The organism is Ruegeria lacuscaerulensis (assembly GCF_013034745.1).
Lineage (GTDB): Bacteria > Pseudomonadota > Alphaproteobacteria > Rhodobacterales > Rhodobacteraceae > Ruegeria > Ruegeria lacuscaerulensis_B.
Genome location: NZ_WQGP01000006.1, coordinates 297,147 through 320,416, shown reverse-complemented (window position 1 = coordinate 320,416; position 23,270 = coordinate 297,147). Strand labels below are relative to the sequence as shown.

The following is a 23,270-nucleotide window of genomic DNA, read 5'->3' as shown; positions in this document are numbered from 1 at the left end:
AGATTTCATGTGCGCGATGAAACTGAAGCTGAAAAAAATTGACCATGGTTGTTGTCTCCCAGAGATAAGCAGAGCGAAAGTAACGTAATATGTGTATAGTGTGTATAGTGTGTTTAATGTCCTGTCAAGTATTTGACGCACTGTGTGTATAATGTTATTTTGGCCATATGAAGAAACTCGGTAAAAGCCCCCCGCAAAGATTGCAGATACTGATGACGGACGAGGAGTTGTCAGACATCAAGGAGTACACCCACCAAAATGGGATTTATGGGCGTTCCGCAGCAATCCGAGAACTTGTGCGGGTCGGATTGGAAGCCGAGAGGATGGCCGGAAGATTCAAAAAGGAAGGCTAAACCGACTAAATAGCCTTTGTGGAAATTTCTTACCTGCTGGGGGAAATTGTTTTCTTTTGTACGAAGTAATGCAGAGAGCCCCCAGATTTTGGTTTTTGGCAACGCTCTAAACTCGTCCGTTCTGAAGCCCGAGTACAGAATGAGATCCTTTAAGTGATCTGAACGCAACTAATCCTTTTAAAAGTTTTAAACCGCCTTCGTGCCATTTGCTTTCTGGCGAGTACAGGCCGTGGCCACATCCCTGAGGTCGGAGTGACAACGCCCCGTTCGCGAGAAATTGTGATCAGAGGCACGGAGGCAATTTAGCTCGAAACAACAGCCGTCCTTTGGTCCGTGACCGAAGGAAAAAAGTTGTGAAAAAGAACAACGCGGGAAAATTCCGCGCACAAAGAAGATGTGCCCAACGAAGGCGCGATCACCAAAAACTCAAGCAGAATAGTGGGCAAGCTAAGCACATTTATGGGCATGAAGTGCTCCCACCAAAAACCCTGCGCCACGTGGGAAGAAAAGTTGAATATCACGGCGGTTTTCGCCTCGGTTCAGGCTCTGAAAAGTATAGGAAAATGTCTGCCGTTGTTGCCGAGATGGCGGCTGAAGTAGGTCACGACTTATACAGACCCGGCAAGAAGAAAGCGGCACAATTTCTGCTAGGTCTGCCAGACAACGAATACCTGGCGGTATGCTACCCAGCATTCAAACACGACAAGCGGCTGCCTTCAGTTGCCATGGTGGATACAACACAGACAGCGGCCAATCTCCTATACCATTATGAAACCAAAGTGCAGGGTCGGGCCCAGTTTGCGGCGCTGACATTTCCCGCCCTGGAAAGCCGTGTTTCGATTGACGGCTATAACGCTGGCGTCGCCCTGGCGTTCAAACGTATGAACAAGCTCAAAACTGCGCTCAAAAAATCCGACCTGGGCGACTTTTTGTATGTTCAACTGGAAGCGCCATTTCAGCCTGAAACGGAAACGTTCAACCTGCATTTTCATATTTTCCTGACCTTCGATCTTGGTGATGTCCATCGTCAAAGAGCATTGGCCTTCATCAAGGAGAATTCGCCTTGGCTGCAATGTAAGGCCGGCGTTCATCTAAAACGCATTGCACATCAGGATGTCGCCAGATTCATCCGATATGGAACCAAGCCGAGCAAAACCGCATATGAGATTGCGGCGTCTAAAAACAAAGAGGTGTTTGAAACTTATCTGGCTGTCTCCAAGGGGCGGCGTCTTATAAGGACGGAAGGTTCGCTGAAGGAGACAGTGCAGGAGTTAAAAGCGCAGGGGCGACGTACGAAGTTCTCCCAATGCGAAAATACCGGCCGTCTTTGTGTCTGCCTTGTGGAAAAACGTGGAGGCCGCGAACCAGAAGCCATTGAACAGGTAGATCGCAGGGGGGGCAGGGGGCAAGACACGCCGAAGCCAAAGACCGGGAGCAATGCAAAAAACATCTACTGTGGTTGCGGCCGCCCTGTCGCGTCGCCAGATGGTCGCCTGGTCGCTTTTGGGTACGTCCAGGACTTCTGCAACAAATCCTTCGAGCCAAGTTTGGGAAAGGGCGTTCAGGGCAGTTTGTTTGAGGTCAATCGGATCGCTCGACATGCGTGGGAGACGAACACGGGAAAACCCTTCGACTTGAAGGAATTCCTTTCTCCGCTTGCCGACGACATCATACGGTTGCTCCGCGATGCTGATGTTCAGAGTTACACGGTAATCGCCTCACCAATTGTTCTGAGGACACTTCGGCAGATTCAAAACGAGCGCGAGCAACGATCCCGATGCCAAAAGGCGGTTCAAAGTGGAAGTTATGGTCAGAAAGGTATTGCGAGAAAACCAAGACGTTGGGTTTCCAGAATGATCCCAGTCTTGAATTGGTTCACAGGCTTCATGAACGGAATTTTCGGCAAAACCAGCAGGCCATCCTCAAGCACTGTCGTCAATCAAAATTGGGATATCCATTGAACTTTCATATAAATTGCAATACGTTACACGAATGAGCAGAAACCGGGTCCACATCCAATTGATATGAGCAGCAACTTTGCTGTTCGAAAATCTATTGAATGCAGGCTTAGAGTTTCCAAACAAACCTCCTTGGATTTCATCACCTGCGACACTCGCGTGAAGGTGTTCACATGCCAAGAATTGTTCCGTTGCTTACCGATCTAAAGCTGTTCGAAACCGACGATGATGACATTGAAAGACGTTTGAGGAACCACTTGGAAGAACTCCGGTACTCAAGCTGCAAAGAAGGAAAAACCGAAGAACCTAAGCGAGTGACATGGCAAGACACTGACACGATCCGCCGCCGCGCAAAGAAAATTATCGAAGCCCGTGGCAAGTATTCTCAAGGTCGGCATCTGTCCCGAGCTGACAGAAAGATGTTGCGGCCTGTTATGAATGGCGTTGCGGTAGGTGGACCGTCAACTGAACATCAAGTCGATGAAATCGCAGCAATGCTGTATGACGAGTTGCCGTGGATGCAGCGGGTTATCCATGAAATTTGGTTGGACATGCGCCACAATGTCATTGAGCATGGGCCAGGTTTGAGACTGAGGCCGACGCTATTGATTGGCGGAGCTGGATTGGGGAAAACTCACCTTGTTCGTCGGGTTGCAGAACTTTCTAATTTGCCGGTTGTTCACATTGATGGAGGCGCAAGTTCAGAGGGGTTTCCTGTTGCTGGATTGAGCCGAGGCTGGGGTGGTGCCGAATGTGGACGGCCTCTTAAAACCATGCTGTCTACACAGTTGGCGAACCCAGTGGTCGTCATTGATGAAGTCGACAAAGCGGGAACTGCCTTCGGTACTAGTGGTCACAGCACATCCATGCATTCTGCTTTGCTGGGCCTGTTGGAACCAGTGTCGGCTGTTGATTGGCACTGTCCATATTTCCAGGCTGGTGTTGATATGAGCTGGATCAACTGGTTGATGACTGCGAACGATGCTACTGTTCTTCCCGGATTGCTTCGGTCTCGTGTGCGTGCAATCCACATCGATCCGCCGAACAGAGCCCAATTGGCAACATTCATTGAAAATGAAGTCAAAAGGCGAATGTTGCCGGAGGAATGCATGGATCAGATTATTCATGCTATCCAAAAGCCTATCGGGAGCAAAGCAGTCAGCGTTCGTTTTGTCGTGAAGCTCCTCGAAGAAGTGCAAAGGTTCGAGACATTGCCGTTGAAACACTAGCAACTCAGCGCGAAGTTATGGCAATCGGCGTCCAGAATTCGCACTGTGATGCTCGGACTTTAATAGTTCAGTGGAGCATGAGCAAAAGATGATTACATATGATAAGGCGTCTCTAATGAACAACGCCAAAATCTACTCTGGGGTACAAGCTGCAAATTAGTTTTCACCAACCTTTAAGGCCGCGAGTATCGAGATTTTCGATCATCACTTGTCGAAACTGACTCGCGTTTAGGCCAAACCCGCCCCACGGGTTCGTTCCAATTTCCGATGCCATACGGCGCCACACATAGTTTTCCAAATAGTTATATTCGCTTTGGTCAAGAACCTTGGGGCCACCATACAAAGTATCTAACCCTTCGTTTAGAAATTCATCTATGTGTTCCACCCCTTTTGCGAAATCCTCCGCCGCCTCCGCAAATTCATTCGAAACAACCAAAGCGTCGGCCGCAGGTCCAATTTGCAATCGGCTGTTGGATAAACTCAAGAACCAAGAAGTAAGTGTTGCTAGGTTACTGTCTAGGGCAGAGAAAAAGAGCTCGGAAAGACTATGTGTGGGAAACTGCGGCTCGGCCAACTCATCCGAAGAATGAGGTGTTTCTGTCGGGGAAATACCTGAATTGGCAAAGGCCTTTGCGTATTGCCTTAGAGCGTCGTCAACAGACAAGCTGTCGTCACGATGAAGGCTTGCCGCGCGTCTTCTGAATCGGCCATCTGCACTAAATTCATTAATGTGGATGAAGCGCGAAGGAAATACCACCTTACCTTCAACTCTTCCCCAAAAACGATCCTCGAAGAGCCAATAGCCGACAAAGTGATCTGCCGTGCCACTTGATACGCGCATTACCACTGTACCAGGTTCAAAGACTCTCCATGTAGTCGAGTTTGCACGGGGGTGTCTGAATGCTTGAACTCCACGAAGTGCTTCCAAATTGATCAGCTTTGAACCAGTGAAGAAGTACTTGTCATCGCCTTCTTTCCACAATCCAACTAGCTCTGGGATACTGGCTGAATCCACTACTTCCGCTGCACTTCTTTGCCTTTCTCTTTCGACATCTTCTTCGGTTGTGACGGGGCGAATCTCGTATGCAGGTCCGCCAGTAGCCTCGCTGCTCCTGATGCCGTTTCTTTCGCTTGACCGGTACTCTTGCAGGCCAGTGTGAGGTTCAATCGCAATAGTGCCATTACCCTCTGGGTCCAGTAACCCGGAATGAGCGGCAGCGGAGCAAGGGTTCGATCCTTGTTTATAGATGCGGTCGCCGTACAACTGTCCGTCGGTGTTACCAGAGCATTCGCAAACGGTAACTCTCCAAGGATATCTATATTGCCAACAATCGCCATACATGCCGGAATGAAGCGCATTTGATTGGTGGTCGGCGCCTACAACACTTGAAAGGCCAATAAGAAGCCCCGACAACTTAAGTGTCTTTTTAAAAGTTTTCATCTTGCTAACAAAATCTAGTTCATAGCCCAGTTGATCCAAAGGGATATGAGCTCGGAAGGTCACTTGGTATTTTCTCGCTCGCACCTGACATACTCAAGGCGGCTTTCTGGAATTGACGGGTTCTCAGAAGTTAGACGATCATGCTTCCATTCGAAACTAAGCGTATAAGATCTTTCGTCTTTGGTGCCATGGCCGTCTATTTTACAATGTACATTTGTCACATGTTTACTGGCCCCTTGAGGAATCGGACTAGTAAACACACATTCCGCTGTGTTTCCCGCCGGACCAATACCGGAGCTTCCTTCAGGTCGTATTTCGGTCAGGTAAGCCCAATCCAAGCATTTTCGCCCGTCTGCAAAAACTCCAAGTTCTCCAACCGAGTCTTCAACCTGAAAATAGCCTAGTAATGGGTCTGAGGTTGAGTTGGCGTTGCCGTTTGGCAGGTTACTTTGACTCAGTGTTGCAGGATCAAAAGTTTTGCAGCGCGAGATACTGCGTTGTAAGATTTCTACCAGTTCACCTACGTCGGCGTCGTTGCCCGGCGTCAAAATCACTTCGCGCATTTCCGCATTGTTCTTTTGAATAAATGTGGATCCATCCTTCGTGTAAACCTGTTGATCCAGCCAAATTGGATTGGACCTCTCCGTGACGATCAAAACGGTATCATTGAAGCGAAGCAAAGAGTGCAGTTTTGCGGAATAGAGCTGTGACAAGTCCACGGTATATCTATCGTCAAACCTCTTAGCCTCAAAAACGTTCACACTCTGGCTGTCGATAGCCAATTGGCAGATGTTTACGGGGCTCGCTCGGAGCGTTCTGTATTGATGAGAAGTTTCTAAGATTTCTGATAGCGATTGGATGTCTGCCCAAGCCTGCTCAACGTTTTCTTGGTCGCTCGGACCTTCTTGCGCAGGCCTGTTCTTGAATGCGGCTTCAAAACACTCTTGTCTAATCTCTTTGTCTGCTATCGCGGCGCAGTCTTCTACAGTCTGAGCGTTGGCCTGCTTGGAACCCAAACCTAGTGCAATAGTAAAAAATGCAATCAGAAGCCAATTAAAATACACTTGTTCCTCCAAACAAAAACGTAACCCAAAATGCGCTTCACAAGTAGCTTCAACAACAGAAAACAAACACCAGAAAGCAAGCGGTGGTCGTGTTGTGCGTCGAATAGGATTAGGGCCGAAGAGTATCTATCAAGTCAAGTTTCACCCAATCAGGCGTCTACTAGCCTGTGCAGTGAGGGCATAGCCAGGCGGTGGTAGGTAGAAAGCAGAAGACCGTATGAACACCGTCAGGGTGAGGCTGCTCAGAAGCATATTTACAAAACCGAGAAGAACTGGATTTTGCCGATAGGTGATCTCAAAGCCTCGATGACCACGAAAAAAATTTCGGACTACTCTTGAAGCTCACTACCTAGACGTTATTACTGCGCCTTAACTTCAGCCAGAAATTATTGAGAGAATTGGTGACGGCGCTAACATACTCGGCAACTTACCACGGGACATCTGATGAGATTGCCCAAGAAATTGTTCAGGGAAACGTAGACATATCCGTGGGCGGCGGAGAGCTCGGCCAAGGTTTTTACCTCGGGGATCGGCTTCACGTAGCAAAGGCATGGGCAATGCAGAAGTTCGGCACAGAAACGGTCGTCGAATTCAGTATGGCCGATAAGAACTTTCTGGAGTTTGAGATCGAGGCGCTTAACCGTCTCCAAGCAATTGAACGACGAGGATTTATTAAGAGCCTCTCAGCACAGCGCTCGTTTACCTTCGGTAAAGATATTGTTTGGTCCCCTATTGTTGGGGGGCCAGATGTTTATTGCGATCAGCACAAGTGGGAAAACCGTAAGGGTCAAGATTATCTGAACGGGGACATCGTTCTGAGGCGAGTTCGATGAACAAAGAAATATTATACCTAAGCTACTTCCCACAGGAAGACGGGTTTTTGTTTCCTGATGAATTACCGGACCACTACTTTTCACCCGGTCTGTTTATTGCTGAGGAGGATGGGAGTGAAACTCTGCCGTACGCCTATAGATTTGATGCTATGGACGCCGGGCGTAGAGTGCAGCTGAATCTCGTTCGTTTTCCGGAAGCGGATGAAAATTCTAATCTTTATGTTGTACATACTGATTTTTATGGGGACTTTTGGTTCTCACTAGACAAAATGAATCCAGCTCTTCGTTATCGCGGCAGGCGACCCATGCTGCGTGGTCATCAAAAATTTAGAATCGCAGTTACGCGCGATAGCCAAAAGTTGGAGCGTGTTTGCAAAGAATTCGACTTTTACTTTATTGGTTCTACCATGACTGAAGAGGAGCAATACTGATTGCCTAGATATTTAAGGCAGTCCAGCCTAAGTGGATAAGAATGGCCTTGATCTTAGGGGCTTTAAAGCCATTCTTCCGCGCGCCAAGACCCAACCAACAAACTCCGGCAGCGCCTCAATCATTTCCTCCAGACGTTTCTTCAACATCCATCGTCTGCTTGGCTTCATCCTTAAGTTCTTCCTGAGTTTACTCGAAAAAACGCATGAAGTTCGTAAACTTTAGGTCATTACTGATGACTTATTTACGATAACGCGGATTACGCGAGATGGAGAAGGTCTGTCTGGAGGGCTATGTACAAGGGAAGGTCTTTTCAAATGCTGCAAGCAAAATTAGTGAGGCTGGTCGGTCTTCTGCAAATGGGTACTCTGTCACGTAATCTTCCAGAATTGAGACGATCTACTCAACATGAAGAACGAGGCCACTTGGTTGGCAGTAAAACTGTGTATCGCCTTTCTTTTAAGGTCGCATTCGCAAATATGAGCGCCTCTTCAGCGCCCCTGAGATACTCAACTATGGTATCGTGAACTTGGCTACTAGAAGAGTAATAGTGTTTGATTACTTGCCCAGCCTCAAGGGCTCGTGCGCGTTCAGACAGGGCAACTCCAGCCAACAAAAAAGCCACGATTGCCGCTAAAAATCTCATCCGCCTACCCATAATTCTTCAAAGTTTAGTTCGGTCTTCGATCATCGAATATCGACGTCTTCCAACTCCACATACCACTCAGCCGCGTTGAGCAACCCCTTCTGCTGCCCATTGCTGAACCGCTTGGAGGTTTCCGGAGACCAGACTTCGCCGTGATATGGGTTATCAGGCACTCCAGGTTCGTCCTTGATGGGATCGTAGCCTACGATGAGGTCAAGCTCCCTGATCTGATGGGCTGAGAAGGACACTGAGCCGGTAAATCTGGGTGTTGTCACCCAACCAGCCGGATCGTCACCACCGGCAACAATCAGTGCCTCAATATCCACTGACATACCGCCGTTTTCTCCTGAGGACTTGGAATAGGCCTTTTTGGAGATGCGATTACGCCCACGATTGTCGTCCCACACAACGTGTTGCTCAGGACTGATGCGCCGAATGATCGTGTCATCCGACCCTATTTCTTCTTCGTCATAGGGAGCGACCGCCAAAGGATTTAGTTCTCTGCCACCTGGGCCATTGCCCTATTTTCACCAAGGGCAAGCATCCAATCCGCTAGTTCCGTGAAGTCTGATTGGATCTCTATCTCATCTTCGACATTGGAAATGTGGTCGTATCGAGTGGCTACAACATCAAACGGGGCAAGGACATCGATTTCGATATCATACCCATTCAGATGCCACTCAAGCTGCATTGTGCCGTCCGAACCCGGAACAAGTTGCGGAGCAGGAACACCGTCAATGCACAACGTCTCGATCAGATTGGCAGCGAACTGAGCGACATTGAACGAAACCGGCTGGCCTGCATAACCATCCCATCCCTTCTTTAAAGAAGTGAGATCATTCAGTCTGCGTTTCAACTCTCGGGCCCAGTGCGAGTTGTTTTGAGGAACGCGTACGCGTGAATTTCTGTTGGTTAGCGTTGAAACGTTCTCGTTGGGCGGCAGAAAGTTAGGGATTTCATCTTGAAATGCCGCGGTCATGAATTGTGAAAATACGGTCATGCCTGTTTCCCCCAAATTTTGTGGGCTGTTTCTGTAGTAATCTCGTCAAATCGTTCAACGATTGCCTCTCGGCCACCTGAAATAAACTCCAAAGCAGACGCCAAATTGCTGCCTGCCGGCTTGCCCTTGTACGTTATAGATAGGCGAAATGCTTTCGATTTTCCATCCGGCGAGAAAACTGACTGGAGATCATGTCGTAATCTTGCAATTGGCTTACCCCCTTGATCCGTGATCACCTCGTTGAAGCTTGCATTCAGCGCTTCTGTATTCAGGTGCGCGCCATTCCACATGCGAAACCAGTCGCTTGCTTCAGAAAAATCATCGACTGGGATTATGTTTATGTAGCCAATTTCAGCCTGGTTAATGTCGATTTTGTAGGCAAATCTTTCAGCAAAGTGCGCCTCCAGCTTCTTTAGACTCTCCAAGAACGAAGCTGCAATGCCTTCATACCGAGGGTAGGGCTGCGGATTAGGTTGTCTTCTCCAGTTAGTGAGAAAGCGGTCTGGTTGAAACTGAAGCAAATGATTTTCATCGCTAGAGAGAAACCACAACCGGCTACCAACTGGAGCACTCCCAAATTGGATCTTGGGGCCAGTTTGAACGTTCAGGCCACCAAATGTCTCGAATTGCGGTTCCAGGATCGGTTGCTCTAGGACCTTGGGGAACTCATCTTTGAAAAGTTTCCAAATTTCCATTGCATAAACAGATGCATACGAGGGAACTGGGGCAAACTGTACACCCAATACGACTTCGTCCAGCGGTGGATCCGTGAAATCCGGAAGATGTTCAGGTCGCTGCATCAATTTTCCCTCATGACACACGTCTAGCGGAGCAAGAATCACGTTGCCAGAAAATTCTGTTCAATCTCAGCGAGAATGATTGACGCACCACTAACACCAAGGATGCTCACACCACTACTTATTTACATAGGTCGGGTTGCAAACTGCGGCATTATTCATTTGCCGAGCCTCGGATCCGAGAGTATGTATTACTTAAGACGTCACGAGAATTCTCTACGATAGTCTACCAAAAGAGGGCCCCGACGCGGCAACGTCGAGGCCCTTGTTTTTTGGGAAGCGGGCGGGGTGAAACTGGGCGTCCAGCCGCCCCGCCCTCACTCAGGTCTTACCGACCATTCGTGATAATCGCGATCCAGATGGCGACCAGTATTTGGACGACCATCAGGATCACTGTCACGAGATCCGTCATACGCATCTCCACGGATCGGAGCGTTGGATTTACTCTCACTCGGCAAAGCAAGAGCAGACTCACATCCTTGAGTCAGGTGCGCCAGGATCGCCCTGAAACACCGTGCGGCTCGCGGATGCTGACCCGCTGAACAGTCTCTACCAGTACTGTTCATGACACCTACTATATCTCGTCCGCACACAGACGGGAACCGCGATATGTGCGCTTAATTGCATATCTTTTCTCTTCCCGTAGCATGACTGACGCTGTATGTTTGCGCGCCACAAAGCATACGGCGATTCATCTGCGGATTTTGATTGTGATCAGTCGATCCCAGGTCATTCTTGGAAACTATTCGGGCCGGACAGTCCTAGTCATGGAAGGTGACCGGCTCCAGTACCGACCGATTAGCGCGATCCCTACACATGCAGCGACTTCAGGCATATGGCACAGGCCCTCGTTGCCTTCGGTCCTGTCCGGGCGGGTTATTGGCTCCTGACCGTCGATAAATTTTGGACCACAAACCTTGTGACATCACAGATCGCAAACACGGGTCCGAGTTGATCCGGGATTATCTGAACGAGATCACTGCAACGAAAGATCTGTTTGAAACCGGCCTTAAAGGGATCGAAGATTGGGATTTCTGGTCATTCAAGGATCTGCAAGATCCTCTGAATTCGGATAAACCATATTTGCAACAATTCCCTGCCCCTTATTGCATTACTTCAGCCTGACCAATCACCCCATGCGACCGGTTGGCCTTTGAGGTTCTCTGTCGTACTTGTCGCGTGATCAAGGCAATAGGAACTCGCTGTGAAAACTGAGCGCAGAAATATTACTCAACGTTTGGCCTCCCAAAAGAAGCAGAGCCCAAAGAAATCTAGAAAACCCGTCCAGTTGGATGACGGTCATACCCTGCACAACGTATTCGAGGATCAGGCTGAAGCATTTGGTGAGCGCCTGAAGATGTTTCTGAAGGTGAACCCAGACGTTCGATATGTGGATGCGGTCATCTCTGTGGCTCCTAATCAGGAGGCCCGACGCCTGTTCCACTCGCAGGATGGTAAGAGCTGGAAGATGGTTGATCTGCGTAACTATGGCACCGAACGATTTAGCTCTCGTTTGGTTGCCCGTGGCGCGTTGGAACTGGACGGAATGGATGACTTCCCAACCGAAATCGGAATGCTTGGGTTGAAATTTCGCCAGGCAGCCGGCCACACGCTGGTAGAATTGGATGACGAAATTCGCCGGACGGGCAGAAGCTATATGTCAATCGAAGATCTGCTTGGTCGTCGTGAATCTGAGCCCAAGGGAACATTCGATAAATGGGTTGAACAGCGCGCCCGTGCCGTTCGGGATATCGTAGCCGAAGAATATGTCGAAGGCCCTGAAAGCGAAGAGGCCAGACTCGGTCGGGAGAAATCCCTGGTAACCATCGAGCGAACCATTGATGCCGTGCGAGCCAACTACAGCCCGACACGCTTTGAAAGCGATGTGACCCACAAAAGCACAAAGGAACAAGTCCGGGCCGCGCTCCAGGAACACTTCATCAAGCAGAAATATCCATTCCTGATAGATGTGAAGGTCGTTCAATACTCGATTTCAGGTCTGCCAAAGGCGAGGGCGCGGAAGCAGGCCCGAAAACTCTGGGCCGATGTTGTAGGCCGTCCGCATGATGCACGGTTCGATAGTATCTACGGCGATATTCTGAGGTTTTCGAAGGGACATAAGCTCTTCGGGGATAGAGACTACCAGAAACTCGAAGAGATGCTCTCTGAGGCGCTCTCGGCCGGTATCTCGCTGGTTTCGCTGCGGGGCCTTCTGTTTGTGCGCAGCGAAAACAACTGGCGCCCGGTTCGGGTGCACCCAGATGTCAAATCGGAAGCTGTCTGGGAGCAGGGTAGAGTAGTTTCAAACAACTACGGGCGCCTGATCATACCGCCCCATATTCGGGATGGGGAGCTCGTGGATGGATACACTCGCAATGGCCCCGGAGAAGGATGCTCGGCACTTCGGGATGAACCTCTCATCATGAAGTGCAAAGAGCTTCAGGTGGAGGATACAAACTTAGCTTGGGTGCATAGCTTCCATGAATGGGTATTCGAAAACAACTTGCCCCCTGAAAACATCAGTGCAACAGATGCATAGATCTATCGGGATCCTTCAGACCCAGATCAGGCTATAACGGCTTGCCAAAAAGTAAACGAAGCTTCTTGGGGTAGTCAGCAATTTTAGATATCTGTCTATTTGGTGATGGTTAACGGCTGCTAAACAGCGGGCGAATTGTTACAATTAGGAAATGGTCAGGTTAATTGTGGCCGCATCCGACTAAAGTGGCCTTTTTCCGAAGCCCAAAAAACCAGCGGGAACAAAGTCCGTCAACCAAACGCCGTTATCCGCTCGAAAAAACTGGTGACCTTCCTTCTGCATGCCTTGTGCATCCACCGAAAGGACCACCGGTTTTCCATGACGAGAACCGACTCTTAAAGCTGTCTCTTCATCCGCAGAAAGGTGAACTTGGTTTCGACCCTTGGCTTCTAGCCCATTGGAAAAAATACTGTCTAGATTTGATCGTGCCGTACCATGAAAGAGAAGCTGCGGGGGCGTCGATGGGGCAAGACCCAGATCAATATCAAAGGAATGTCCTTGGGCAGCTCTGATACGGGACTTGTCTGGGCTCAGAGTAAATCGTTTTTTGTCGTTTCCGACCACAATCTCTTCTAGTTCTTCGCGTGCGAGGGGACGATTTGCTTTCTTGAGCCTCAGTAGCAAGTCGTTCACATCAGCCCAACCATTTCGATCAAGTGTCAAGCCAATCGTTTCAGGCTTATGACGCAAAAGCATGCTGAGAAATTTGCTTTTTCTACTCATTATGTCCCACCTGTACTACCGGTTCCTTTTGCTCTGCTGATTGCGTAGAGAATTATCCCAAAACCCTTCAATGTCGGTTTTCCAAATCAGTTTTCCTTTAAGCAAGTTGTAAGTGAAATCAGGATGCAGCACGATGTAGTATGGGCAGCTTCTAAGATGCGTGCCCAAACTTTGGCTCCAGCGCCCAAGTTCATTGATCTCACTTGCATGGATTTTCGTCCAACAGAAATCGGCTAAAACTAGGCATCCTTCAAATTGACCAAAGCAAGCGGCCTATTTTCGTTGTCCATCTGTTGTCAAGCATACGCAAAGACTTGTCGTTGAGCCGGACACTCTTTCTGCAATCCTCTTCGTGGACGCAATAAACCCAGTGTCGCGGACAACGCGGTATGGTTGAGTCCTGAAGTCTAAAAATTCAGTTTTGGATTGATCAAAATGTCAATGAGTAAAATCACGAGCGGTCGGGATGAAATTTTTGCAGCGTAACCATTGAAAAAGAATATTTTTTTGAAATATGTCGATTGCGTTTTTATTTGGCTGAAACTCCACTTCTACCTGCTGCCGCAACCTACGATAGTGTAGTGTGCAACTTCGCCAAGGGAAAACATGCCGGCAATAAAACAGGAGATTATCGGTGGATTTCTTTCAGGACGTCTGGGCTAGCTTCTCCAATTGGGTTGCGAGAGTTTTCGACTGGCTGCCGGCCATCGATGGCAGTGTCGGCTTGGGTTTCGATATTGCCACGATGCTCACTATTATTGGCGCGACTGGCCTTTTCTTGCGCGAGCAAGCACGCACAGCGCTGAGCAAGAACAGGTTTCAAATCCGGCAGGAAGCATCCAGCACAGCTGCTGGCATCCTTGTGTCGTTCATCGAACGCATTTCACGTCTTCAGTCGGACCAGATTGCTGGCCATCTAGACGTTTTGCACAACGCTTGGCGAGCAGCCGACATGATTGAGAGCACAGCGCCATACTTTAAAAAGGAGGTTACTGAATCGATTTCGAAAATTGAACAGAACGCCTACGAAGTCTTCGAAGACACGCTGGAAACGCGCTATACGTTGAAGCCGGTGATGTCGGCGTTGGGACATGATAAGTATTTTGATGAGTTCTGGGAAAACGCGCTGAAAGTTCGCGGACTGATTCACCAATTGAGGAGCGGCTCTAAGCTGCTTTCGCTGACGGGTGAATTTGAGCAACTGTGCGAGGAGTTCAGTTCACGCAACACGCCGCCGTCGGAGGAAGAAGCCAGTGCCATTATTGGACAGTATGTCGGAAGCATCATGGGGCAAGATAGCGATTTCCTCAGCCGCACAATTTTCAAGGAAGTGTCCTGGGTCTACGAGACACTGCGACCTGAGGATGGTAACCGGGTTGGCATTTATCTCCGGGGCGTTAAGGACGCCATTGAAGACCACAACGAAACTGAAGATTACAAAACGCTGGTGAAGGAACTAGGGAATTTCTACATGAATGCGCTTACGAATAATGGGCGCGTGTATGTTGATGGGAAACTGTCGGAACCTTTGCCTCGGGTAGTATTTCGCGGGATTGAAGAAAGCCTAATGAAATTCACGACCCAGATTCAATTCATGCTCAGCGATACTAGCTGCGCACTTGGCTTGGTACTATCGCACAAGGAATTTACTGATGAAAGCTTCGAGGTAGAAAAGACCAAGTACCGTGAAGAATTGAAAGCGGGTATTCTGACGAGATAGGTACGTTCATAGTACTCAACCTTACTGGAACCCAGAAACAAGTGCTTAGCGACCATGAAACACCCCAACTTTGCGGAGTTGCGGAAGAAGCTGCGCGCACGTTCACGATGAAGTGAAGGCTCGGTCGTATCTAAGAACCCCACCTGGATCAATTTTTGCTAAGGTCACACATACGTTTCTAACGAGAGAAGCCTTTTGAGATCAGAATACTTTCGATTTCCTTCTGCAACTCTTCTTTAGGTCTAGGAGACCACGCCTTTGTTGGGAATGCCACCATCTCTGCGTAAAGTACTCTCAATTCCAAACTTAACTCGTCACCATAAACTTCCCGGCCTCTAATTCTCCTTAATGAATGACCCATAAGAAACCCTCGGGTCTCATTATCGATCCCCGCATTCATCAACCGGCTTTCATAGCTGTGACGCAAGCTGCTCAGCTTATGTCTCTTGCTTGGAAGAAGATCATTTTCGCGGAGGTACTTTCCGGCCGACCCACTGAAGTTTCCGTTGCCGCGATATCTAGGGAACCCATTCGGGTGCCTCTTGGCCGCTTCCAATGCTGCGCCGACAAGCGGAACCTGTCTGTAAGATGCACGATTTTTGATTTCACGGCGCTCTTCGCCTTCGTTCTCCACTTGGATGAGAATGTGCGGGATCTTTGCATCAAGCCTAAAGGCAGATCCAGGCGCATCGTAAATCTCCGTCTGTCGGCACCCGGTTTCAGCGACGATTGCCAGGATGTCTCTTTCCTCTTCATTCATTCCAGCGAGTTGCGCTCCGTCGATGATTGTCTGCTGAATCCACTCAGGTGAGAACTCAGCCTTGCGCACCTTGACCTCATTTCTTTCCCAAGTTGAGTTAGGGGAGATTTTGAGCCCTTTGAAGGGGTTGGAGTATTGAACGCTTTCGATTTCTCGATAGTAAGCGTCGACCATAGTCCGAATATGTCCGATATGCTTGTTTGCATGTGCAGTAGTGCATTCACGCTTTAGGACCCTATTGTCCCAGTGAAGCATGTACTTGCCCGCATCACCTGTGGTCACTTGATTGATCGGCATGTCACCCACTGTGTCGACAAACACTTTCGCTGCTCGCTTATATCGATTGTGCCATGTCCGGATCTGGCGATGGTTCTTATCATGGATCTGATCCCTACGTAACTCAGGCATATTTTTGGCGACTTCGCTGACCAACGTGCCAGGATTTTCGAAGCCGCCCATTTGTGCTGCGAACTTGGCAGTTTCAGCATTTGGATCTGTCAGTCGAAGATTGGCTAAACGGCGAACCAACTCGGTGATATCCCCCTCTGCTAACTCAATCGACGTTTTTGGTGCTACTCCGCTGGTTCTTGCCAAGCCGATCAAAGATCGGTGTGTAGAAATATCCCTTGGTGACGCTTTGCCGAGCATTCTGGCTTGCAGCTCCTCAAGAACTTCGATCTTGAGTAATGCCGCTTTTGCCTCCGCGTGGCTCTTGCTGTCAGTTTCCAAAGAACGGCAAATATATTCTTTGCCAAGAACATCAAAATACTTCTTCGGGCACCTCATTCTGAACCAGTAGACGTTGCCCCGCTTCCAAATATACCTCATGCTTAAGCCTCAATATCTGTATCACAATTTGTATCACATCGAGGCACCGGCCCTATACGGTGAGCGCTCTCGACCCTGTAAATTTGTGATTAGCATCAGCGACTTGTGAGGTTGTTAAAGACTAGTTAACGAATCGAACAAAGCCTCTCCTGGACACCATCTCTTCCGAAAACTCGCTGTTTTGTCCGGACGCAAATGTCCGTTCTTGCAACATGCTGTACCATCAGTCTGTTTCGACGAGCGCTTTCATTTCGCTGTTCCGCTTTTTTGCTTGCTTCTGAACGCGTTGAATAAACGTTGGTAACAGGTTCGGACCTTGTTGCGATCTGTATGACTCACTTGCTTCGTCGCCAATTAGTTCAGCGTATTTTACCCATGTGCGAAAACTGAAAACATCCCTCAGACTGAGAAACGTTTTCGAGTTCGTCTTCCGCAAGGATGTCGGGAGCTTCAAGTTTTTGAAATAGCGCGTCTCTTTCGTAACCCAATCATCTGGTACCTTGAACTCACTGAATGCTTCAGCTTCGTTGAATTTAAAATCCGGGTATTCCTGCACGAACTCGGAGCATCCGTGCGAAATTTTTGTACGAATCCCCTTTATCCCGTTCCGAATTTTGAGGCTTTCGAAAGCTACCATGCAGTCCTTGGCTTCTTCGATGCTCTGGCAATAAATATACCCTTTATAGGGGTATTTGATGCCATCTCTCAGCTCAATCATGCACTTCCTTGCATTGTCGTTCGGCAGATTGAGCAAAAGCAAAAGGAAATAGGTCTGGAACATCTCGTCTAGATTTGAAGGCAAGATTTGCACTTTGTAGCAATCGTGACAAAGCCGCGATATCACCTTGGTTTCTTTGAAGAACTTGATCCTCGTATCGCAGTGCGTTTGTTGGCCTTTGATTGTCATGACCCGGCCCGAAAACGCCTGAGCAATCGGGACGGCAGTAGCCATGCCTGCAGAAGACAAGACAGACATCCAATGATGATAACTTTCGCAAATTTGCGAGCGATCCAGCATGTCCTGACGCCAATCTGGACCTAGGTCTTCATTTATCCGGGCCTGCGTCGCGCCAAAGGTACCGCTTGCATTCTCGGAATTTTCCCAAAGGTCCAAAAGAGTAACGAGACGCCTGATGGCAGGACCGTCTTTGGGATTAATCAAAACCCTGTCTTCAAGCTTCCTGACCTGAGCGCCAATCGACATCCCACACCTCCTGCCTGCGGAAATCTCCTACAGGCATGGTGATCGCTTTGATCCGCATTGCGGTCAACTCATTTGCTCACGGACGCAAACAATAGATCCCCCCAAGCTTAAAAGGTCAGGACACCTCCTGTTCCGCCACGACCTCGGCAAATCCGGTGAAGAACTTGCCCCACAGTTTTTTGGCTATCCCTGCAATCAAACGGCTGCCCAATCTGGCGACTCATTTTCTTTTGACTTGATGCAGCGCAGCACTCCTGCAACCTATACGGTATGGTGCCACTGATTTGTTGCGAGTTGTTATGAAATCTTTGATCTATTCTTTAGCCTTGTTGCCGACACTTCTACATGCTGATCTACGACACTTCTACATGCTGATCTACATGCTGAAACTTTTACCATTGAAACCAATGTTAGCGCCGTGACTGTGTACCCGGAAGGGGCTCAGATCACCCGAACAGGCGCATTCGATGTGCCAGCGGGCCGTCATCGACTGGTTCTGTTGGGCACACCGAAAAGCGACGATGTAGGCTACCAAATCGCGACAATGCAGTTTCGCGCAGATGGATTAAGTCAGACGGCTCTGATCTCACGCTACGCAGACGTGCCCTGGCGCGACTATGTCGGCGAGGCAGTCAAAAAGGTAGAAGAACGTATCGAAGACATAGAATCTCGAATCCAATCGGTCGAGGATCAGGCTGACACCGCCCGATTGAAGGCCCAAGCTGCCGGTCACACGATTGCGTTCCTCACAAATCTGGGGCGTAACGTAGGTTCGGCCGAGTCGGATCCCGAAAACCTGCGCAGCATTGCCCGCATGGTTGGCGACGAAACCCTTGATGCTGAAAACACCGCGCAGGCAGCAGAACTTGAGGCGCGAGAAACTGAAACCCAACTGGCAGAGCTTGAGGCCGAGCTGGAAACGGCGCACGCTGATCTGGCCGCGCTTGTGCCGGAAGCGGATGAACGTATCTTTATCGCCGTAGATGTTATTGCCGAAGAAGATACAAACGGAACACTATCGCTGTCATATCTCACTTATGAAACTGCATCATGGCAACCGGCTTATGTCTTTGATCTGAAGTCCGGAAATACCCTGAGGGTGCAGATCAAACGCAGCGTCTTTGCGGCTCAAACGACTGGTGAAGACTGGGACGACATCGCCCTGAGCGTTTCCACACTGCAACCCGACGATCAAAGCACTGCGTCTAGGATTCGAACCAAACGCCGCTCTATCCGTGAAAAACCCAAAACGCTGGAAGAACCGGTCGTAGAGGCGCCGGTTGTAGTCGAAGAAACCGCGAGAAGTTGGAACCCGAGCGCCGCGTCAGTTCAAGGAACGGGCACGACCTATACGCTGCCAGTACCGATCTCGATTTCCAGTGGATACGGGGCCGCCGAACTGGAACTGGATAGCATGTCTCAACCGGCAGAGCTTTTTGCCTTGGCCAATCCCAGCCGAGACGACACGGCTTATCGCACTGCGCGTTTCACGAATCCGTATGCACAAAACCTAATCTCTTCGGAATATGCCAGATGGCATGTCGATGGCGTTCTGGTCGCAATCGATGCCAGCCCCGAAATCGGACCTCGTGAAGAGGTGGAATTGGGATTTGGTCCTCTTTATGCTCTGACTTTGAAGCACCAAATCCTGGGACGGCGCAGCGGTGACGTCGGGTTGATATCACGCTCGAACGAAAGAGTTGAACGCGCTCAAATTCACATCGAGAATCTCTCGGACCAAACTTGGCCCCTACGGCTGCTCGAGAGCGTCCCCTTTTCCGAACAGGATGATCTGAATATCACCTGGAGCGCAAATCCCAGCCCTGCCGAAGAAAATGTCGATAACCGGCAGGGAGTTCTGGCGTGGGAAATGGAGTTGGCCCCCGGACAGGCAGAAACTATTCAAATCGAGACAGAACTAAACTGGCCCGAGGGTATGATCCTACGGTGATTCAATTGCACAAAAAAGAGAAGGGCCTGACCGGCCCTTCACATCGCATTGCGCCTATCGAAAATCAAACAACCACGAACTTCTTTTCATGCGGGTCATAGCATTGCAGCCCGCCCTCTCCGATATCGGTCCACAGACCGTGCAGGCTCAGTGATCCGTCCTCGACTGCTGACGCAATGAACGGAAAAGTCAGCAGGTTTTCCAGCGAGGCAACAACCGCATGCCGCTCGAATTGGCGTGCCTGGTCCGTGCTGTCCTCGATATCGGCCACCAGATCGTATTTCGGCTTGAGGATATCCATCCAGCGCCCGACAAAACTGTCCTTGGCTTCAAGCTGAGGGGCCTGACCCTTGCACATGTCGATACAGCCCTGAACGCCGCCACATTGCGAATGGCCCAACACGATCAGATGCGCCACTTTCAGCGCGGTCACGGCGTATTCGATGGCGGCGCTGGTGCCGTGGTGATCTCCGTCCGGGGCGTATGGGGGGACGAGGTTGGCGATGTTACGGTGAATGAAGAAATCGCCCTGATCCGCGCCGAACATCGACGTCACGTGCACCCGGCTGTCGCAACACGAAATAACCATCGCGCGCGGGCGCTGACCCTCGGTTGCGAGGCGCCGGTACCAGACCTGATTTTCGGAATAGGTGGTAGCTTTCCAGCCGTGATACCGTTTGACCAGATAGCTCGGCAGAGGTTTGGCGCGTTCCATTCTTACGTCCTTAGTCTTGTGTCTGACGAGTGCTGTAACCCGAATTCACCGAAAATTCGAGCCATTATCCCGCAGCACTGCAAGGTTTTGCAAAGGAATTTCACGCCACAGTAGGGCCACACCGTGGGGGTGCAAGGAATTGGGGTGAATGTGGTGGAAAAGATAATCACGCTTGAACACAAGGAATCCGTCCGCTTAGACCCGGAGCGTCTGAACGGATTGTGCGGACAGTTGGGGGATCAGAATGCATTGGACGTGTTGTGTCGCACGGTCGAGGAACTGGCCGTGCGCCTGTCAAATTGCGAACGCTACTGGCGGCGGCGCGACTGGGTGAGCTTGCGCAAATGCGCGCGTTCTCTGGTTGCGATTTCCGAACAGGTTGGGATGACCGCTTTGGCGCGCGTAGCAGGGGACGTGGCGCATAATGTTGATGTCGGCGATGCCGTGGCCACGGGGTCAACGCTGTCGCGCCTGATCCGCGTGGGTGAAAAATCGCTGACCGTCATCTGGGACCAGCAGGACCTTTCGGTCTGACGGGGCTTGCGAACGGATCGTGGGTGACTAGGCTGGGCGCAATTCGAACCAGTTGAGATCGCCATGACCCTGTCTTTTGCCCCTGCCTCTGACCCGTCCCTGCCATTGCACGTGATCGCGCAGCCCGATCTGGAAAGCTGGCTTTCGGATCAGCCTGGTTTTGTGGCGGCTTGGGTGGAACACAGCGGGTTCACGGCCGGTTTGGGTCAAACGCTGTTGATACCCGATGCAGACGGTGCGCCGTCCATGGCGCTGGCGGGCTTTGGCAAACCAGCAGGCCGGGCGCGCAAACGGTTCCCACTGGCCGCAGCGGCCGAAGCGTTGCCCAAAGGCACGTATCGCATAGCCTCGGGGGTATCGGATGATGTGCTTGAGACTGAATGCCTGGGATGGTTGCTGACCGGATACAGTTTCGACCGCTATGCCAATCAATCCGCCGCCAAAGCGCGCCTCGTCGCACCGGCTGGTGTGAATCCCACCCGATTGGAGGTTCTTGCCAAGGCCGAGGCGTTGATCCGCGATTTGGTCAACACCCCCGCCTCGGATATGGGGCCGGATCAGTTGCAGGCCGCATCTGAAGCGCTGGCGCAGGAATTCGGTGCATCCTGTTCGGTGATTGCAGGCGATGATCTGTTGGAACAGAATTTTCCCATGATCCACACGGTGGGCCGTGCCGCCGCGCAGGCTCCTCGCCTGATCGAGATGAACTGGGGCAACGCCGGGCCAAAACTGACTCTGGTCGGTAAGGGTGTCTGTTTCGATACTGGCGGGTTGAACCTGAAGCCCGGTGCCTCGATGGGGTTGATGAAAAAGGATATGGGCGGGGCAGCCAACGTGCTAGGGCTGGCGCGGATGATCATGGCGCTGAACCTGCCGCTGCAACTGCGTGTTCTGATCCCAGCGGTTGAGAATTCGGTGGCTGGGAACGCTTTTCGACCCGGCGATATCCTGACCTCGCGCAAGGGTCTGACGGTCGAGATCAATAATACCGATGCCGAAGGGCGTCTTGTTCTGGCGGACGCGCTGGCGCTGGCGGATGAGGGGAAACCAGACCTTGTTATTTCGATGGCGACGCTGACCGGGGCGGCGCGTGTGGCGGTTGGCGCCGATCTGGCGCCCTTCTACACCGACAGCGACAAGGCTGCCGACGCCTTGACCCACGCGGCGCGCGCAGCAGCCGACCCGGTCTGGCGGATGCCTTTCCACGAGCCTTACGAAGGCATGATCGAACCCGGCATCGCCGATCTGGACAACGCCCCTGCGGGTGGATTTGCCGGGTCGATCACCGCCGCCCTGTTCCTGCGCCGTTTTGCGGGCGACAGCCCCTATATGCACTTCGACATCTATTCGTGGCAGCGCAGCAAGGAACCCGGACGCAGCAAGGGCGGGCTGGGCCAAGGCCCACGTGCCCTTTTGACCGCCCTGCCCGAGATGCTGGGCCTATGACCCACCACCGCATAATACAGCCAGTTGTTGATCTGATGCGCAGCCCAGATGGCCCTCGGGATCGGCAACTTTTGTACGGGGACACCGTCGCGGTCACTGACACATCAGATGGTTGGAGCCAGATCACATCGGACAAGGACGGTTATCCGGGCTGGGTTCGGTCGGACCAGCTTGGCCCGGACACCCCCGCAACCCATTGGATCACCGCCCCAGCCACTCATGCTTATACCCAAGCGGATATGAAAAGCCCCGACACCGCGTCACTGAGTTTCGGCAGCCGGATTGCCTCTAATTCCGAGGAGAACGGGTTTCTGGAAACCGAACTCGGGTTTATTCCCGCCGTTCACGCCAAACCCATCGGCGTCACCCTGACCGACCCAGTCGCCGTGGCCGAGCTGTTTCTGGGCACACCGTATCTGTGGGGCGGCAACAGCCGAAGCGGGCTGGATTGCTCGGGCCTTGTGCAGGCCGGATTGCTGGCCTGCGGGATGCCTTGCCCGGGTGATAGCGGAGATCAAGAGCGCGCGGTCGGGCAAACTCTGCCAGATGGCACCCCGCCTCAACGTGGTGATCTATTGTTCTGGAAGGGCCATGTTGCATGGGTCTATGCCGAGGACATGCTTCTGCACGCCAATGCCTTCCACATGGATGTGACGTTCGAGCCGATGGCGCAGGCCATTGCGCGGATCAAGGATCAGGGTGACGGGCCAGTGACCAGCCACAAAAGGCTCTAATCAAGGTCAACCGAGCGGATCAGCTTGCGTTCCAGAACCCGCAGCACGGTACGCAAATCCTGACCGCGCTTCAGGATGCGGCCATCCATGCCGACCACCGAATACATCCCCTGTTTCTGCCGCAAGCGCGGGTGTTTCTCGACCCGGTAGATCGGGTGTTCGGCCGTGCGGCGAAAAATCGAAAACACCGCCATATCGCGGAGGTTGGAAATGCCGTAGTCCCGCCATTCTCCGGCGGCGACCATCCGGCCATAGACGGACAGGATATGGGACATCTCGTGGCGGTTGAAGGCGACGGGCATCTGGGCCGAGTTACCAGAGAACCGACTGGGAGGCTGCATGTTCATACCCCAAGCCTTGCCGGAA

At 51.1% G+C, this 23,270-nt stretch carries 20 protein-coding genes; 10 read left to right on the top strand and 10 right to left on the bottom strand.

Annotated elements, in window-relative coordinates; genetic code table 11:
• Positions 1–706 precede the first annotated feature (706 nt).
• Together GOV79_RS14215 and GOV79_RS14210 are read left to right on the top strand one after the other, a co-directional pair.
• Positions 707–2,314, top strand: a complete 1,608-nt coding sequence (locus GOV79_RS14215; RefSeq protein ID WP_170790262.1) for a hypothetical protein — start codon at positions 707–709, stop codon at positions 2,312–2,314.
• Between the two features lie 170 nt (positions 2,315–2,484).
• Positions 2,485–3,540: an AAA family ATPase gene (locus GOV79_RS14210; RefSeq protein ID WP_170790261.1), complete on the top strand. Its 1,056-nt coding sequence runs from the start codon at positions 2,485–2,487 to the stop codon at positions 3,538–3,540.
• A gap of 163 nt (positions 3,541–3,703) precedes the next feature.
• Here GOV79_RS14210 and GOV79_RS14205 read toward each other — a convergent pair whose 3' ends face one another.
• Together GOV79_RS14205 and GOV79_RS14200 are read right to left on the bottom strand one after the other, a co-directional pair.
• Positions 3,704–5,044: an LCCL domain-containing protein gene (locus GOV79_RS14205; protein WP_170790260.1), complete on the bottom strand. Its 1,341-nt coding sequence runs from the start codon at positions 5,042–5,044 to the stop codon at positions 3,704–3,706.
• Positions 5,041–6,045, bottom strand: a complete 1,005-nt coding sequence (locus tag GOV79_RS14200; protein WP_170790259.1) for a hypothetical protein — start codon at positions 6,043–6,045, stop codon at positions 5,041–5,043. The genes GOV79_RS14205 and GOV79_RS14200 overlap by 4 nt, the downstream gene beginning before the upstream one ends.
• A gap of 401 nt (positions 6,046–6,446) precedes the next feature.
• Here GOV79_RS14200 and GOV79_RS14195 point away from each other — a divergent pair, with 401 nt between their 5' ends.
• The gene (locus GOV79_RS14195) at positions 6,447–6,878 is read left to right on the top strand and encodes a hypothetical protein (protein WP_170790258.1); all 432 of its coding nucleotides are present in this window, start codon (positions 6,447–6,449) and stop codon (positions 6,876–6,878) included.
• Positions 6,875–7,309 carry a hypothetical protein gene (locus tag GOV79_RS14190; protein WP_170790257.1) on the top strand — a complete coding sequence of 145 codons (435 nt, stop codon included), beginning with the start codon at positions 6,875–6,877 and terminating at the stop codon, positions 7,307–7,309. The genes GOV79_RS14195 and GOV79_RS14190 overlap by 4 nt, the downstream gene beginning before the upstream one ends.
• Before the next feature lie 685 nt (positions 7,310–7,994).
• On the opposite strand, the gene GOV79_RS14185 is transcribed toward GOV79_RS14190, so the two are convergent.
• From GOV79_RS14185 to GOV79_RS14175, 3 genes are read right to left on the bottom strand one after another with little or no spacing between them, the layout of a single operon-like run.
• The gene (locus GOV79_RS14185) at positions 7,995–8,441 is read right to left on the bottom strand and encodes a hypothetical protein (protein ID WP_170790256.1); all 447 of its coding nucleotides are present in this window, start codon (positions 8,439–8,441) and stop codon (positions 7,995–7,997) included.
• A gap of 5 nt (positions 8,442–8,446) precedes the next feature.
• Complete coding sequence (locus tag GOV79_RS14180; protein ID WP_170790255.1) at positions 8,447–8,953, bottom strand: hypothetical protein; 507 nt, start codon at positions 8,951–8,953, stop codon at positions 8,447–8,449.
• Complete coding sequence (locus GOV79_RS14175) at positions 8,950–9,753, bottom strand: TIGR04255 family protein (protein ID WP_170790254.1); 804 nt, start codon at positions 9,751–9,753, stop codon at positions 8,950–8,952. The genes GOV79_RS14180 and GOV79_RS14175 overlap by 4 nt, the downstream gene beginning before the upstream one ends.
• 1,201 nt (positions 9,754–10,954) lie before the next feature.
• On the opposite strand from GOV79_RS14175, the gene GOV79_RS14170 reads away from it, so the two are divergent.
• Entirely contained in the window at positions 10,955–12,289 is a 1,335-nt protein-coding gene (locus GOV79_RS14170) for a hypothetical protein (protein WP_170790253.1), read from the top strand.
• A 180-nt stretch (positions 12,290–12,469) separates the two neighbouring features.
• Here GOV79_RS14170 and GOV79_RS14165 read toward each other — a convergent pair whose 3' ends face one another.
• Complete coding sequence (locus GOV79_RS14165; RefSeq protein ID WP_170790252.1) at positions 12,470–13,012, bottom strand: RNA 2'-phosphotransferase; 543 nt, start codon at positions 13,010–13,012, stop codon at positions 12,470–12,472.
• A gap of 634 nt (positions 13,013–13,646) precedes the next feature.
• Between GOV79_RS14165 and GOV79_RS14160 the strand changes: the two genes are divergently transcribed.
• The gene (locus GOV79_RS14160; protein ID WP_170790251.1) at positions 13,647–14,732 is read left to right on the top strand and encodes a hypothetical protein; all 1,086 of its coding nucleotides are present in this window, start codon (positions 13,647–13,649) and stop codon (positions 14,730–14,732) included.
• 178 nt (positions 14,733–14,910) lie between these two features.
• On the opposite strand, the gene GOV79_RS14155 is transcribed toward GOV79_RS14160, so the two are convergent.
• Positions 14,911–16,320, bottom strand: coding sequence for a DUF6538 domain-containing protein (locus GOV79_RS14155; RefSeq protein ID WP_170790250.1), 1,410 nt, complete (start codon positions 16,318–16,320; stop codon positions 14,911–14,913).
• A gap of 223 nt (positions 16,321–16,543) precedes the next feature.
• The gene (locus GOV79_RS14150; RefSeq protein WP_170790249.1) at positions 16,544–17,524 is read right to left on the bottom strand and encodes a hypothetical protein; all 981 of its coding nucleotides are present in this window, start codon (positions 17,522–17,524) and stop codon (positions 16,544–16,546) included.
• Between the two features lie 418 nt (positions 17,525–17,942).
• Here GOV79_RS14150 and GOV79_RS14145 point away from each other — a divergent pair, with 418 nt between their 5' ends.
• Positions 17,943–19,475: a DUF4139 domain-containing protein gene (locus GOV79_RS14145; protein WP_170790248.1), complete on the top strand. Its 1,533-nt coding sequence runs from the start codon at positions 17,943–17,945 to the stop codon at positions 19,473–19,475.
• 64 nt (positions 19,476–19,539) lie between these two features.
• On the opposite strand, the gene GOV79_RS14140 is transcribed toward GOV79_RS14145, so the two are convergent.
• Positions 19,540–20,190: a carbonic anhydrase gene (locus tag GOV79_RS14140; protein WP_170771492.1), complete on the bottom strand. Its 651-nt coding sequence runs from the start codon at positions 20,188–20,190 to the stop codon at positions 19,540–19,542.
• A gap of 144 nt (positions 20,191–20,334) precedes the next feature.
• Between GOV79_RS14140 and GOV79_RS14135 the strand changes: the two genes are divergently transcribed.
• The 3 genes from GOV79_RS14135 to GOV79_RS14125 all read left to right on the top strand — a co-directional run bounded on the left by GOV79_RS14135 (position 20,335) and on the right by GOV79_RS14125 (position 22,904).
• Positions 20,335–20,724, top strand: coding sequence for a hypothetical protein (locus GOV79_RS14135; RefSeq protein ID WP_170771590.1), 390 nt, complete (start codon positions 20,335–20,337; stop codon positions 20,722–20,724).
• A gap of 63 nt (positions 20,725–20,787) precedes the next feature.
• A complete protein-coding gene (locus GOV79_RS14130; protein WP_170790247.1) occupies positions 20,788–22,170 on the top strand; it encodes a leucyl aminopeptidase family protein in 1,383 nt (460 codons plus the stop codon).
• Positions 22,167–22,904 (top strand): C40 family peptidase, encoded by a 738-nt coding sequence (locus tag GOV79_RS14125; RefSeq protein ID WP_170790246.1) that lies wholly within the window; start codon positions 22,167–22,169, stop codon positions 22,902–22,904. The genes GOV79_RS14130 and GOV79_RS14125 overlap by 4 nt, the downstream gene beginning before the upstream one ends.
• Here GOV79_RS14125 and GOV79_RS14120 read toward each other — a convergent pair.
• On the bottom strand, positions 22,901–23,251 hold the full coding sequence (locus GOV79_RS14120) for a DUF2794 domain-containing protein (RefSeq protein ID WP_170771486.1): 351 nt from the start codon (positions 23,249–23,251) through the stop codon (positions 22,901–22,903). The two genes, GOV79_RS14125 and GOV79_RS14120, sit on opposite strands and share 4 nt — an antisense overlap.
• Positions 23,252–23,270 lie beyond the last annotated feature (19 nt).

Coding starts and splice junctions, on each gene's coding strand:
- GOV79_RS14210 (WP_170790261.1), top strand. CDS start 2,485: ATGCCAAGAATTGTTCCGTTGCTTACCGATCTAAAGCTGTTCGAAACC.
- GOV79_RS14190 (WP_170790257.1), top strand. CDS start 6,875: ATGAACAAAGAAATATTATACCTAAGCTACTTCCCACAGGAAGACGGG.
- GOV79_RS14180 (WP_170790255.1), bottom strand. CDS start 8,953: ATGACCGTATTTTCACAATTCATGACCGCGGCATTTCAAGATGAAATC.
- GOV79_RS14175 (WP_170790254.1), bottom strand. CDS start 9,753: ATGCAGCGACCTGAACATCTTCCGGATTTCACGGATCCACCGCTGGAC.
- GOV79_RS14165 (WP_170790252.1), bottom strand. CDS start 13,012: ATGAGTAGAAAAAGCAAATTTCTCAGCATGCTTTTGCGTCATAAGCCT.
- GOV79_RS14155 (WP_170790250.1), bottom strand. CDS start 16,320: ATGAGGTATATTTGGAAGCGGGGCAACGTCTACTGGTTCAGAATGAGG.
- GOV79_RS14150 (WP_170790249.1), bottom strand. CDS start 17,524: ATGTCGATTGGCGCTCAGGTCAGGAAGCTTGAAGACAGGGTTTTGATT.
- GOV79_RS14140 (WP_170771492.1), bottom strand. CDS start 20,190: ATGGAACGCGCCAAACCTCTGCCGAGCTATCTGGTCAAACGGTATCAC.
- GOV79_RS14130 (WP_170790247.1), top strand. CDS start 20,788: ATGACCCTGTCTTTTGCCCCTGCCTCTGACCCGTCCCTGCCATTGCAC.
- GOV79_RS14125 (WP_170790246.1), top strand. CDS start 22,167: ATGACCCACCACCGCATAATACAGCCAGTTGTTGATCTGATGCGCAGC.
- GOV79_RS14120 (WP_170771486.1), bottom strand. CDS start 23,251: ATGAACATGCAGCCTCCCAGTCGGTTCTCTGGTAACTCGGCCCAGATG.